Source organism: Okeania hirsuta (genome assembly GCF_003838195.1).
Lineage (GTDB): Bacteria > Cyanobacteriota > Cyanobacteriia > Cyanobacteriales > Microcoleaceae > Okeania > Okeania hirsuta.
In genome coordinates this window covers 25,019-39,252 of record NZ_RCBY01000053.1, presented here as the reverse complement: position 1 = coordinate 39,252, position 14,234 = coordinate 25,019, and the positions used below count along the sequence as shown (strand labels likewise).

At 37.4% G+C, this 14,234-nt stretch carries 11 protein-coding genes; 3 read left to right on the top strand and 8 right to left on the bottom strand.

The annotated features are described in order from the left end of the window. Positions 1–267 precede the first annotated feature (267 nt). Positions 268–393, top strand: coding sequence for a hypothetical protein (locus tag D5R40_RS40945; protein ID WP_282433624.1), 126 nt, complete (start codon positions 268–270; stop codon positions 391–393). A 421-nt stretch (positions 394–814) separates the two neighbouring features. Here the strand turns inward: D5R40_RS40945 and D5R40_RS11545 are convergent, their stop codons facing one another. The 4 genes from D5R40_RS11545 to D5R40_RS11530 form a co-directional block, all read right to left on the bottom strand. Beyond that, positions 815–1,708, bottom strand: a complete 894-nt coding sequence (locus D5R40_RS11545) for a hypothetical protein (RefSeq protein ID WP_124147326.1) — start codon at positions 1,706–1,708, stop codon at positions 815–817. Between the two features lie 432 nt (positions 1,709–2,140). After that, positions 2,141–2,797, bottom strand: coding sequence for an FkbM family methyltransferase (locus tag D5R40_RS11540; protein ID WP_124147327.1), 657 nt, complete (start codon positions 2,795–2,797; stop codon positions 2,141–2,143). Positions 2,798–3,222: 425 nt separating this feature from the next. Further along, positions 3,223–4,083 (bottom strand): ribosome biogenesis GTPase YlqF, encoded by an 861-nt coding sequence (ylqF, locus tag D5R40_RS11535; RefSeq protein ID WP_124147328.1) that lies wholly within the window; start codon positions 4,081–4,083, stop codon positions 3,223–3,225. 121 nt (positions 4,084–4,204) lie between these two features. Continuing rightward, complete coding sequence (locus D5R40_RS11530) at positions 4,205–5,515, bottom strand: RNA-guided endonuclease InsQ/TnpB family protein (RefSeq protein WP_205127541.1); 1,311 nt, start codon at positions 5,513–5,515, stop codon at positions 4,205–4,207. A gap of 371 nt (positions 5,516–5,886) precedes the next feature. On the opposite strand from D5R40_RS11530, the gene bicA reads away from it, so the two are divergent. Next, a complete protein-coding gene (gene bicA, locus D5R40_RS11525) occupies positions 5,887–7,593 on the top strand; it encodes a bicarbonate transporter BicA (protein ID WP_124147329.1) in 1,707 nt (568 codons plus the stop codon). Between the two features lie 315 nt (positions 7,594–7,908). On the opposite strand, the gene D5R40_RS11520 is transcribed toward bicA, so the two are convergent. Beyond that, positions 7,909–8,319: a universal stress protein gene (locus tag D5R40_RS11520; protein WP_124147330.1), complete on the bottom strand. Its 411-nt coding sequence runs from the start codon at positions 8,317–8,319 to the stop codon at positions 7,909–7,911. 137 nt (positions 8,320–8,456) lie between these two features. On the opposite strand from D5R40_RS11520, the gene D5R40_RS11515 reads away from it, so the two are divergent. Then, positions 8,457–9,653, top strand: a complete 1,197-nt coding sequence (locus tag D5R40_RS11515) for a phosphoglycerate kinase (RefSeq protein WP_124147331.1) — start codon at positions 8,457–8,459, stop codon at positions 9,651–9,653. Positions 9,654–11,722: 2,069 nt separating this feature from the next. Here the strand turns inward: D5R40_RS11515 and D5R40_RS11510 are convergent. From D5R40_RS11510 to D5R40_RS11505, 3 genes are all read right to left on the bottom strand, one after another. After that, on the bottom strand, positions 11,723–12,163 hold the full coding sequence (locus D5R40_RS11510; protein WP_124147332.1) for a hypothetical protein: 441 nt from the start codon (positions 12,161–12,163) through the stop codon (positions 11,723–11,725). A 297-nt stretch (positions 12,164–12,460) separates the two neighbouring features. Next, positions 12,461–12,622, bottom strand: coding sequence for a hypothetical protein (locus tag D5R40_RS35070; RefSeq protein WP_161564718.1), 162 nt, complete (start codon positions 12,620–12,622; stop codon positions 12,461–12,463). A gap of 268 nt (positions 12,623–12,890) precedes the next feature. Next, positions 12,891–14,024 (bottom strand): PP2C family protein-serine/threonine phosphatase, encoded by a 1,134-nt coding sequence (locus D5R40_RS11505; RefSeq protein WP_124147369.1) that lies wholly within the window; start codon positions 14,022–14,024, stop codon positions 12,891–12,893. Positions 14,025–14,234 lie beyond the last annotated feature (210 nt).

Genomic DNA, 14,234 nt, shown 5'->3' with positions numbered 1-14,234 from the left:
GCGCGATCGCTACCATCACAAACCAGTCACTCATTGTGTGAAGCACCAAAAAAAATCGGCAGGAAATTCCCCTTGCATCCCCAAAAAAATCATGGTAGTATGTAACTATTGGGGTTCGTTCTTACCTATACATGACTTTTTATTCAACTAAAAAACAGCATTTTATAAACCAAGCATATATATAGAGGCTCAAAAGCGATCGCTCTGTGAGTTTATTTATCAAAGTCTCTATGGGAGAAATCTTTTGGTGCTTCACACAATGATTTTTTGTCTTCTGATGCTATTGTTGGCGATCGCTACCATCACAAACCAGTCACTCATTGTGTGAAGCACCAAAAAAAATCGGTAGGATATTTCCCCTTGCATCGGCAAAAAAATCATGGTAGTATGTAATTATTGGGAGTTGTTCGTACCTACGCATGATTTTTTATTCAACGCGAAAAAAGCATTTTAGAAGCAAGCATATTATAAATAAACTCACAGCGCGATCGCTACCATCACAAACCAATCACTCATTCTATGAAGCACCAAAAAAAATCGGTAGGATATTTCCCCTTGCATCGGCAAAAAAATCATAGTAGTATGTAATTATTAGGAGTTGTTCGTACCTACGCATGATTTTTTATTCAACAAAAGATATTGTAGATTGGGTTAAGCGACAGGGCAACCCAAAAAAATCAGGAATAAAGAAGAATTGTTTTAACCTGCAAAGTAACAATATTAGTAGTGTTGGGTTTATCTTTCAGATAAGCTCCGCTAACGTTGCCTCAACCCAACCTACAGAAAATTTTTTGATTATCAGCAAATTAAGCGATTAAACTTCCTCTGCCGCTTGCAAAATCAAACGACGAGCTACAGTTTGAGTACCAGTATGTTCAAAATAATTAGTAGTCAAATCGAGAAAAGCGGCCAAATAATCCAACTTATCATCAGCAATTTCAACAAAACTTTGTAAATGATCGATAATCATTTGAGGGTCTAATCCTCGCGACGACACTAAATTACTCATCCAACCCCTAACCGAATCAAAACTATTACCAATAAAATCAAGTTTACCCTGGGTACTATCACCAGGAATCAAATTATTTACCTTCTGAAACAAAGGATTTTGTTGGAGACCAGCAGAACTCATTCCTCCAATAATATCTCCCACGCGATCGACAAAATCAGGTCCTAAAGGAATCAACCCATCAAAACACACCAAAGCAACCATTCGCATCAAAGAAGGGCCACTATATTCTTCTACCAAAGCTGCGGAAAAATCTCCTAAACTTTCTCTAGTTGGCATTCCATTTAATTTGCAGAAAGCAACCAACTCAGCCACCACCTTAATCGCTAAATCAACTGCCTGAGTTTTATCTGCTGATGGGGTTAATTTATTCAGGAAACTGAGGAAAGAGATTTTTTCACCAATTTTGTTGGCCATTGCTGCCGCACCCATAGCAGCATCAGCTTTATCTAAAGTTTGGTAAACCCAGATAGCGTCTTGATATCCTTGAGATTTGTCATTATATATCCATAGAGCGCGTTCGCTAATTTTCTGAATTTTTTGAGGTTTATCTTTGCCAGTAACTTCCCGAACTGTATTTTTAAAACCTACTAAATTGTTCCATTCTCCAGGTACGATGAAATCTAGAGCGCGTAATGCTGAAACTGTAATCCCACCAGTGGGTAAGTCATCTACTAATGTGATAATTGAATTGTTCATAATTTATTTGTCTGTATTAATTTTTTCTCCATTACAATTTATCTTGGTTCCGGAGATGATATTCCTATCCTATTTGCATTGAGCAAATTTTCCGATAAGTCGTTCAAATACAATAATTCTACTTTTACTATCCCTACAAGAGTTTATAAAGTAAAGGAAAACATCATTCTGTGAAGCACTACTAAAAAATCGGTGGCGCAGGAGTATTTTCCCTTGCATCCTCAAAAAAATTGTGATACTTTGTATTTAATGGTGGTTGCTCGTACATACGCATGATTATTTATTCAACTAAAAAAATCTAACAAATGGTGAATCTAGTAGCGATAGAACTCCGTTCCGCTGTCCCGAGCTTTGAGATTTACAGGAAGAATTTACCCTTGGAACTACCACCTTTTCTTATTCTTACCAACCTAACAGTAATTAAACAAAAAACTACCTCTTTAGATAAAAAGCATCTCCCCAAGTTTCTCCTTCCCAATTTCTTTCAAGTCTTTGAAAATCAAACCTTCCTAGAAATTCATCTAACTCCTCAACCCTGGCACAATTTTCATATAATTCATCTCGGTTAACTTCAGTCAGAATATAATCAATATTTTTCAGAGTTTTTCGACTACCTTTCAAAACTTCTAACTCATATCCTTGTACATCAATAATCAAGAAATTATAGTTTTCTTTATCCTCTAAAATATCATCTAGTCTTACCATCTCCACAAATTCTTCTCTATCAAAAATAATCTCAGGATATTGTTCCAAATGTTTTTTAGGCTGTAAAACAGAAGATGACATTGCATTATTCGCACTTTCTACATACATTTTAACTGTTTTATTTTCATTCCCTAAAGCCTTCTGAAATAACCTAACATTTTCTCCAACGTGGCTTTTAAGAATTTCAAAATTTTCAGTCAGAGGTTCAAAAAAAACCAAGTTAACTATATTTAATTTTTGATAAATTTCGTACTCCTGACCATAATGAGCGCCAATATGAATTAATCCTGGAATTTTTAATTGATATTTCTCAACAAGTTCCTGAAAATCAAGAGAGAGATTCTTAGCTCCGGCTGGACCAATATTTCCAAATATATTTGACATTTTTTTGATAGTAAAAACTTTTTTAAATTATTAATATCCTAGATAAAATTTTTGAGCGATCGCTTATTTATTAAATAAACTTAATAAAGTTATAGTAAAAAATAAGTGACTAAGTGACAAGTAATAGTGCCCATTCCCTATTCCCTAATTTCTATTTTATAGGACTTACGCACCAGACCACATATATAGAGTGAAAAACTCTAACGTTAGAGTTTTTTTAACTCTATATATAGTACCTTGGCGTAAGTCTTGTTTTAATAGCTATTCTTAACAAAAAACCGACAAAATAGATAAGTTATGTGTATCTCTTTGAGAGGCTTTTTGAAGAGAAAAAGTGCATTAAAAAATAGATTATTTTCAATAACTGAAGTAGTTTAGCCAACAATCTATACTCTTTTTCTCTGCTCCCCTACTCCACTTCTCCCCTACTCCCTATTCAAAGGTAACTCCAAAGGTATTTGCCCTAATAAACCCTTACGAAAATCATCCAAAATTCGTCTAGCAGTACGCTCAACATCTCCTTGAAAAAGTTGATTTGCAACCTCATGTAAATAACTTTCACCTGTATAATTACTCGCTTTTAACTCATAACGATATTCTAAACAAGAAGCAGAAACAAAACCATTACTATCAACCTCTAGAGACATCAACAAATCAATCAAACTAGCAACAACTCGCTGATTATCATAAGCAGCATCGCCAATATCCTCACAAATAGCCAACTTAATCGCATCCTCTTCATTTTTAATCCTACTAGGAATTACCCCAGGAGCATCTAACAATTCAATCTCATCAGATATCCGTACCCATCTTAATTGCTTAGTCACACCAGCACGTCTAGCACTCTCAACAACCTTCCTCTTCAACAACCTATTAATCAAAGCAGACTTTCCCACATTAGGAAAACCAATAACCACAGCACGGACAGGTCGAGGTAACATCCCGCGATCGCGCCTTCTTTGATTAACAGCACGACCAGCTTCCCGCGCCGCCTTGGCCACACCCTTCACCCCATCACCCAACTTAGCATTAGTAAAATAAGGCACTTGTCCCTCAGCTTCAAACCATTCCTGCCAAATCTTCATCACATCCGAAGAAATCATATCCATGCGGTTCAATACCAATACCCGCGCCTTATCCCCCACCCACTCAGACACCTGGGGATGATTAGTAGTGAGCGGGATACGAGCATCTCTAACTTCCAGAACCACATCAACCCGTTTCAGTTGTTCCTTAAGATTTCGTTCGGCCTTCGCAATATGGCCCGGATACCATTGTATAGTCATTGAATAAATTCAACCGCTTTGCGGAAGTCAAGCATTTGCGCAGCATTCCAATAGGAATGCTCCTCTAAAAGAGGCACTAAAAATAAAGCTGTTTTATGGTAAAGTATTCAGATGTAGCATCTTAATATTTTGACATCCTCTCCGGCCTAAAGGTGCGAAGATTCCTACTGAGCCGTAGCTCTTTGGTGGGTTGACGCTTTGCTGGCGCATAGCTGTCGCTAACACAGGGTGCTGCTTCCTTGGCGGTAGTCTGACGCTTCCCTCCACGTCCGTTTTTTGTCTCCGAATGTCCTCCGGAGACTAATATATTTATTGCTGCGTTTTCATCCCGGTCGTGCTTTGTACCACAGTTAAGGCACTCCCATTCTCGCACTTTCAGGTGTAATTTTCCCCCTCGAAAACGGCAACATGAACAGATTTGAGTCGTAGCTTCCCAACGACTAATTACTCTTAGCTCGCGACCGTACTTTTCTGCTTTTCCTTCTAATAATGTACGAAATTGTCTCCAGCCTAAATCACTAATGGATCTGGACAATTTCCGGTTCTTAATCATACCTGAAACGTTTAAATCTTCCAGAATAATTGTTTGGTTTTCACGAATTATTTCGGTAGATAATTTATGTAGAAAATCGGTTCTAGTGTCTTTTAATCTGGCATGTTTGCGTAGCATTCCGTAGGAAAATTTAGCTATCCTAAGTCTGGCTTTTTCATATCGTTTATAACCATTACTTTTTTTTGATAATGATTTACTTAATTTTCTATATTTTTTAATTCGTTTTTTTAATGGTTTTGGTGCTTCTACTTTTTGACCATTGCTGAATGTGGCAAAAGTAGAAATTCCTAAATCTATGCCTACTGATTTGCTAGATTCTGGTAGTTTTTGTGCTTGAATTTCTACTACAAAACTCAAGAAGTATCCAGTAGGGGCGATTCGCGAATCGCCCCTACAATCTTTGATTACTGTTACTGATGATGGTTCTCCAGGTATTGGTCTTGACCATACTACTTTTAATAAGCCGATTTTTGCTAAATATACTTTGTCTTCATTTACTTGAAATCCTCTTAAGCTAAACCTAGCAGTTTGTCTTGACCTTCGCTTTTTGAACCTGGGAGGTTTAATTGCTTTACCTTTTCTCTTACTTTTAGTTGAATTAAAAAAGTTTTGGTAAGCCTGATTTAAATCATTTAATGATTGTTGCAATGGGACTACTGAAACTTCCGACAACCACTCCCTATTTTTAGTTTTTTTAGCTTGAGTAATAAAGAGTTTTTGTAATTCAGAGTTACTTGGTTTTTTCTGGCCTAAAGCATACTTTTCCTGACAACAAGCTAGACTATCGTTCCAGACTGTGCGGACACAACCAAATAGCTTTGCTAATTGGTATTTTTGTCCCGGTGTTGGATAAATTCGATATTTGTACCTAGCTTTCATAATTATCGTTTTTAACTCACAATACTATAGGATATTTGTGGGTATTAAATCAAATCAAAAGTCCCCCTTCTAGGGCTATGCTTTACCCATAAGTCTTAGAAGCATTGCAGGGTGGTCCGTGTGGTCCGTGTGGTCCGTGTGGGGAGATGGTTTAAGTAGCTAGTCAGAGTTGGCAAATGCCGAAATTGCCTTATTCACTTTTAGCCACCTATGTCCTAGATATGAGAAATGGCAGGAAAGTCTTCTCTTCCCCCTCTTCCCCCTCTCCCCTCTCTCCCCTATCCTGTAAGGAATTTAACAGATGTGGGTAAAGCATAGCTTCTAGGGGGAGGCTTCAAACCCAGTTTTTCGGTGATTCAGGGAAATCTTTCATGCAAATTACCAATACGATTCATTTCCGAAACCTAAAAGGAGATATTTTTGGCGGGTTAACTGCTGCAGTGGTGGCCTTACCAATGGCACTAGCTTTCGGAATTGCTTCTGGAGCAGGTGCTGCTGCAGGGTTATGGGGAGCAATCTTAGTCGGATTTTTTGCCGCTTTATTTGGTGGCACCCCTAGTCTAATCTCTGAACCAACTGGACCGATGACGGTCATTGTCACCGCTGTTATCGCCGAATTAATGGCCGTAAATCCCGAAAGTGGTCTGGCAATGGCCTTTACCGTGGTGATGATGGCGGGTATCTTTCAAATCCTATTTGGAGTCCTGCGGTTGGGAAAGTATATTACCATGCTTCCTTATAACGTCATTTCCGGTTTTATGACAGGAATTGGCGTGATTTTGATTTTTTTGCAAATTGCGCCGTTTATCGGTCAACAAACCCCCTCTGGTGGAGTAATTGGCGTGATTAAGGCTTTCCCTAATTTGATTACCAATATTAATCCATGGGAAACGTTGTTAGGGTTAATTACTCTAGGAATTTTGTTCTTTTGTCCCGCCAAACTAAAAAAGTTAGTCCCTCCCCAACTAATAGCTTTGGTAATTGGTACAGCGATTTCTTTGATTTTCTTTGGAAATATAGAAATTCGGACGATCGCTACAATTGGAGAAATTACCCCCGGTTTGCCACAACTGCAAATTCCTACATTTACCGCTGAAAATTTACGGTTAATGTTTGTAAATGCCATGGTTTTGGGTATGGTGGGTTCTATTGATTGCCTATTAACTTGTTTGGTGTCAGATAGTTTGACCAGAACTGAACATAAATCTAATAAAGAATTAATCAGTCAAGGGGTGGCTAACTTAATTACAGGTTTATGTGGTGGAATTGCTGGTTCTGGAGCAACAACGGCAACTGTAGTTAGTATCCAAGCAGGAGGACGCACCGCTTTAGCTGGCATTAGTCGTGCTTTAGCACTGTTGATTGTTGTGTTATGGGCGGCACCTTTAACTTCCGGAATTCCCCTAGCTGTGTTAGCAGGAATTGTCTTAAAGGTGGGAATTGATATTATTGATTGGGGTTTCCTCAAACGGGTTCACAACATTTCTTGGAAAGCTGCCGGAATAGTTTATAGCGTGGTACTCCTCACGGTATTTGTGGATTTAATGGTAGCGGTTGCCGTGGGAGTTTTTATCGCGAATATTTTAACCATTGAACGTCTCGAAGAAATGCAATCTCAGTCTGTAAAAGCGATTACTGATGCGGACGATCAAATCGTAATGAATGACGAAGAAAAGCAAATTTTGGATTGGGCAAATGGCCGAGTTTTGCTGTTTCATTTGAGCGGGCCAATGATTTTTGGAGTAGCCAAAGCGATTTCCAGAGAACATAGTGCCATTAGTAATTATGATGTGTTGATTGTCGATTTGAGTGAAGTACCAATTCTAGGGGTAACTTCTTCTTTAGCGATTGAAAATGCCATTCAAGAGGCGATCGATGCTGGACGAGATATCATTATGGTTGGAGCAACTGGAAAGGTAAAACGCCGGTTAGAAAAGCTGGGAATTGCTGGCTTAATTCCAGAGAATTACTGGATGGGCGATCGCCTGACTGCACTTAAGGAAGGTTTACAAATAGTGAAGCAAAAACAAAGCTCTAGCTATGAAGATATCCAAAAATCTGCTTTTCCCAGTTCTTAATCCTATTTTTCTCATAGAAACCCGATTTTTCCCAACATAATCCGCATTTTTAGCCAAAGCAATTCTGCTGATTACGCTGAGTATTTGCCTAGAAGTTGAGATAGTTTTTTGTTTTTTTGGGGGGTGAGGGTGGCAAGAAGAAAGGCAAAGAATGGAACAGAGGAAAATAATTTGTCAAATTTTTAGCTATTAGCAGACCCGCTAGTTTTTGTTCACAAAACTGATACCAGGAAGCTAATCTCTAAAAAAATCCCCAATCATCACCTTTTCTATTTTGCCAAATCCCAAATTCCCCTACACTCTAAAATCTAAAATCTAAGGCACTACCAAAATTGGACAAGGAGACAGATTAATAATCCGGTTACTAACACTATCAGTAGCTCCTTCCTCACTCAAACCAGTACCTCGGCAGCCAATCACAATTAAGTCAGCATTAATCTCATCTGCCACATCACAGATAGTAAAAGCCGGATGGCCTTCCCTTTGGATCGTTTCAGCTTCAATACCCTGCCCGGCAAATAGAGCCTTAGCCTCCTCTAAAAGTTGGGTAACTGTTTGCTCAGAAGTCATTTCTGGGTGGAAAGCTTCCTGGCCTTCTGAAACTACTTCTCGCACTGAAATTACTACCAAGCGAGCTTGATATGTCTTGACAATGTTAATCACTTTTTCCGCAGCTTCGCGAGCTTCTCGGCTACGGTCTACAGGAAATAGAACTGTTTTAAACATAGAAGTATATTTGGGGCACGGACTCCGATAAAATGTTTACCGTGAACGAATTGGTGTAACCTAATTTTATCCATTTATAGGCCATACAATCCCAATTAATGGACATTGATAAAACAAATACTTAGGAGATTAATCCTGTGACAAAAAAAACTGTAGCAAATTTATCGGCATCTGACTTATCTGGCAAAAAGGTACTCATGCGGGCAGACTTTAATGTGCCTGTTGATAATGGTAGTATTACAGATGATACTAGGATTCGGGCAGCTCTTCCCACAATTCAAGATTTAATTGGCAAAGGTGCAAAAGTTATCTTGACTAGCCATTTTGGACGTCCGAAGGGAAAAGTAAATGATGGTATGCGTCTTACTCTTGTGGGAGAAAGACTCTCTGAAGTATTGGGTAAGGAAGTTAAAAAGTGTGACGACTGCATTGGTGAGGATGTAACTTCTACTGTGGCAGCGATGCAAGATGGTGATGTAGTTTTGCTGGAGAATGTTCGCTTCTACCCTGGAGAGGAGAAAAATGACCCAGAGTTTGCCAAGCAACTTGCTTCTGTGGCAGATGTATATGTGAATGATGCTTTCGGAACTGCTCACCGTGCTCATGCTTCGACTGAAGGCGTGACTAAATATTTGAGTCCTTCTGTAGGTGGTTATTTAATTGAAAAGGAATTAAAATTCCTCCAAGGTGCAATTGATAATCCTCAAAAACCTTTGGCTGCAATTATTGGTGGTTCTAAGGTTTCTAGTAAAATTGGTGTGATTGATGCTTTGTTGGATAAGTGCGATAAGCTGCTATTGGGTGGTGGCATGATTTTCACTTTCTACAAAGCTCGTGGTTTAAGTGTGGGTAAGTCTTTGGTTGAAGACGATAAGCTAGAGTTAGCTAAGTCTCTGGAAGCTAAGGCAAAAGAGAAAGGCGTGGAAATGTTATTACCTACTGATGTAGTTGTAGCTGACAAGTTTGACCCAGAAGCTAATACTCAAATCGTTAGTGTTGAAGCTATTCCTGATGGTTGGATGGGTTTGGATATCGGTCCTGACTCTGCAAAGGTTTTCCAAGATGCTTTGGGTGATTGCAAAACTGTGATTTGGAACGGTCCGATGGGTGTGTTTGAAATGGAGAAATTTGCTAAGGGTACTGAAGCGATCGCGCGTACTCTTGCGGATAAGCAGGATGCTATTACTATTATTGGTGGTGGAGACTCTGTTGCTGCTGTAGAACAGTTGAATTTGGGTGAAAAAATGAGTCACATTTCTACTGGTGGTGGTGCTAGTTTGGAATTGTTGGAAGGTAAGGAATTACCAGGTATTGTTGCTTTAGACGAAGCATAAATTGCTTTAAGCGATCGGTAAGTGCTTCTCTGTTTTACACTATAAAATAGGGAAGCATTTTACATTAGCAAAAGTAATATTATGTCTGGTTGAACAGTTATAAATCAACGACGGAGGAGTCAGGTAGGGAAGCCGTCGGATGGGCGAGGTACAGGAGGAGTGAGTCACGGGGGAAGAAAGAGGAGGAGAAGCAGAAAGTTTTTTTATCACTAATTATCCGGACATGATATAACTCAAAGAAAAAGAAGAAGTTCTAAAAAAATCATCCTAGAACAACCTTTGATTAATCAAACAATAACTGCGGGTACTCAAGTAATTGAATTTACAGCGTTGGTAATTAATGGGATGATTTATATTTTGGGGTAGCGCTCTGTAACCTACCCCGGTTAATCATTGGGGGATTGCCCCTACAAATTTCATCCTGTAATTTACCAACGCCAATTTACAATACCCATTGAGATTCCCAAGAATGACACCCCTTCATTTGAGACAGATAGCAATTGAATTATTTGGGAAGTTGAACTTGCTGGTAGCAGTGCTATTTCTGGGTTAGATTTTGACAGCATAGGTGACGGCATCTATAAAAATATTGGTAAAGTTGTTGCTGATGATGTCACCGACGAAGATCCTAGTCACTACGTTAACGGCGAACCAGATCCTCAAGACCCTGGTATTGACATTGAAAAGTTCACTAATGGTGTAGATGCTGACACCATAGAGGAAGCAGTAGAAATTGCTGCTGGTGAGACAGTTACTGGGACTTATGAAGTGACTAACACTGGTGATGTACCCTTTGACGAAAATGAAGTTGTAGTCACTGATGACCAGAAAGGTATAATTTTGTAAACTGGAAAATTTTTTTATTGGGATTGAGATGTAGATATTAATGCTGTATGTACACTAGATAAGTGATAGTCCTGTATATGTAGTGATAAGTCAATATAAATTATTAGTTTTTGAGATTAATCTTGAAAATATTACGTTTTTAGACAGTGTAAAGTTCTTGGAATAACTATTGCTAGCCAAGGCTTTCAGGGACTCAAGGTTAAAAACTATCGATTCAGAATAATAGGTGCTTTCATCCATGGATAATGGATAATGGATAATTACCTCTCCCTAAAAGGGAGAGGATTAACTAAAAGGAAAAAATTTATTTTTTTCCCCTTGAAAGGGGAAGCTTTCAACCTGAATTATTTAATTATTTAATTATTAATTCTTCAGTAAGCCTTTTCCAGTAATACTTATCAGTCTTGAGAGCACACCGTTTTTTAGAAGAACTTTGTACTCTCCAGTTACGTTTTCTCCTGCTGAAAAATTTAAAAATTTATTGTCTAGGCAATATAGCTGCCTCTAGGATCTGCCTTTCATGTCGCGCAGCAAAACGCTTCATATAATCAGCTATAAAATCATCAGGAATTAACCCCAAACATTCTAAGCAAAAAGTATCCTATTATCTATTGAAAGTAATCATAAAAAATCTCTATCTCTATAATTCAGTTCTGCCCTAGTTGTGGTAGTAATTATATTGTTAAAAATGGGATTATTCACTTCAGAAAAACAAAAATATCAGTGTCAAAATTGTCTGTGAAAATTTGTGGAAAATAGTAAAATAAATTATATTTAGTAATGAAGCCAAAGAATTAATTGATAAATTAGTTTGGCACTTTTTAATTCGTGTAACAGGTGTGTCGAAAAAATGGTTCCAGAATTACGTTAATAATAAGTATGCTGAAGTTTCTCGGTCTATTAAATATACTAAGAAAAAACTGGGTAAACTCATAATCCAATGTAATGAAATGTAGTCATTTGTTGACCATAAAAATCACAAACAATGGCTCTGATTAGCAATTGATATAGAAACTAAATGAAGCGTTTCGCTGCGCTACATGAGAGGGGGAGACTAGCAGCAGCTATATCGCCTGACCACAATTTTATCACTACATATACAGGACCACCGAAATATATTAGAGACTGTTTGTATTGATTTATCATAATGAATAGAGGAAATAATTACTCTAACATCTTAATTTTTAATTTTTGCTTCAATCGCAAATCAACAATACCTAGTTTTATTGTTGTTGATAAGTAATTTCTTCTCTCTTCACGACCAGACCATTGATTGCTAGACTAAAAGAACCATCATTCACTCTGAAAGTTTTATTTCCATCAATTGCAGCATATCCTTGATTAAATTCTACAGGTAACTCTAAAACTTGATTCGGATTAGATTTTCTGCCTGCAACTAACATTAATTTACCATTTGGTTGACGACAAATATTGGCAAAATAGTTCTTGGATTCAAAATAATTTACTTCAGACCAGTTGTCTCCACGTTGAAGACAAATACGCCGATTATTCCGGGGAAGTTCAGCTAATAATATAGTTCCTTGCTCTGTTTCTAGATTGTTATGATCTGCTAGAGCTTTTGCTAAAAATGTATATAAAAAGAATGTAGTAATTGTCAACAGTCCTAACTTTAAGAGCTGTTGATTAGTCTTAACAAAATTCACAGTTTAGTTCTCCGATAAATTAATTAATGGATTCCATGATACAACATAGAAGCAAAATTTAATAATTAAATTTCTATGATTCAATAAAAAGCATATCTGGCAAGGGAGGCGAATTAAACTTTCTTGAAATAAAAATCAATAGAGCTACTATCTCTCTTGACATACTTTTTCAAAAAATTGACTACACACATAGGTTATTTGTTCTTCACTGATAGTCTTACCATTTTCTACAATACTTAAAGTAGCACCTGTTACAATATAGATAATATTTCCGTTTTCAGCAACATATCCAGTTCCCTATTCAGCTATTGCAGGTATCTTAATAGCATTTTCAGGATTAGCTTTTTGACCACCAATATAAATTAATTGACCATTTGGCTTTCGACAGATATTGGCAAAAAAATTAGCTGTTTCTACATAATCAAAGATGTTACTAAAGGCAGATTTTACTGAAGGCATATCTGCAAACTATTAGTGGTCTGTCAACTTTGAAGTGATGGATAGATTTTTGTAACTGTGATTTTTGGGTAATGTTTTTTGGGTAATATGACCCCTCAAAACTATCTTGACAGACTACTACAAACACCCTAAGTATTTTTAACAAATATTTATCACACCTGATATAAGCTTTTGAACATTTAAACTATAGAACTTCTTGATCAAAGGGAACCCTTAACCCTTAACAAAGAACATAAAACCTAAATGTCTCTTAGCTTATATCAGCAAGCTAACCAAAAATAATTTTTAGTAAAGAAAAATCATCACTAAAGGCATGACCACAATTCAAATCTCGCACATAGTTTAATATCTTATCTAGATGAAAATAACCGTATTTATGGTACTCTAAAATTAGATCGATAAAGTTATCTATACCCCAGATTTCTCCTCCAGGTTGAGGAATTTCATAAACACCATCACTAAAGATATACAGAGAACTTAACTTCTCAACTAAACAAGAATTATCAACATAAGTCACATCTGGAAACATACCAATAGGTACTCCTGGAGTTTTCAACTTATTCACCTGACTAGGCTGACCATTACCTAAGATTAAAACAGCCGGAGGATGACCTGCACTTGCATATACCAGTTGATTTTCAGAGCGATTATACACCCCATACCAGATTGTAAAGTATTTGTCATTTTGATAGGTCATCTGGTAAGTATTATTTAAAGCTCTAAGTACATCACTAGGTTGATGGTAATCTATATTCGGTATTGCCTTCGACCTTAATAAATTCAAAACTGACACAGAAGGAAGTGCTGCCCGTAAACCATGGCCAGCTACATCCAGTAAATACATAGCCAAGTAATTTTCGTCTAGCCAATAATAATCAAAGCAGTCTCCTCCTAATTTGTGGGAAGGAATAAACTGTGATTCAACTTTTACTGGTTCCATTAAGGGTTCTGGTAGAAGAGAGCGCACATAATCAGCAGCTTCAGCTAATTCTGCTTCTAATAGTCGCTTTTGGGTTTGTAAGTCTTGAGATAGCTGATGTAATCGTAACCCTGCTCTGACCCTGGCGGTCAATTCACTCATTTCTATTGGTTTAGAAATAAAGTCATCAGCACCTGCGTCCAGACCCTTAACTCGATCTTGAACCGTTCCTAAAGAAGTTAATAAAATGAAGAAAGTAGTAGATAGTTCAGAATTTGTTTTAACTCGGCTGCATACCTCTATTCCTGTGAGTCGTGGCATGACCCAGTCACAGATAATCAAAGCAGGTTGTAAATTTTGTGCCTGTTGAAAACCATCTTCACCATTACTTGCTACCGTCACTTCATAACCCTGTTTCTGGAGAACTCTTTTGAGCAATTCCTGAATGGCAATATCATCATCAATAACCAAAATTTTATACATCATGCACTCAGTTCAACAATTCACTGTTTCGGCTAAAGCCAACATAAAAGTGAGTAGACCAACAGGAGTTTTTATTTCACTCGCTTCATTTGAATGAAGCAGGAGGAAGGATATAAGTAAAGTGCTAATATTTTTTGTCTTTTCTTAATTCCTTCATTTTGCAGATATTGGGTTTAATTCTCCCACGCCTTTTAAAAATTAGTGGTCTTC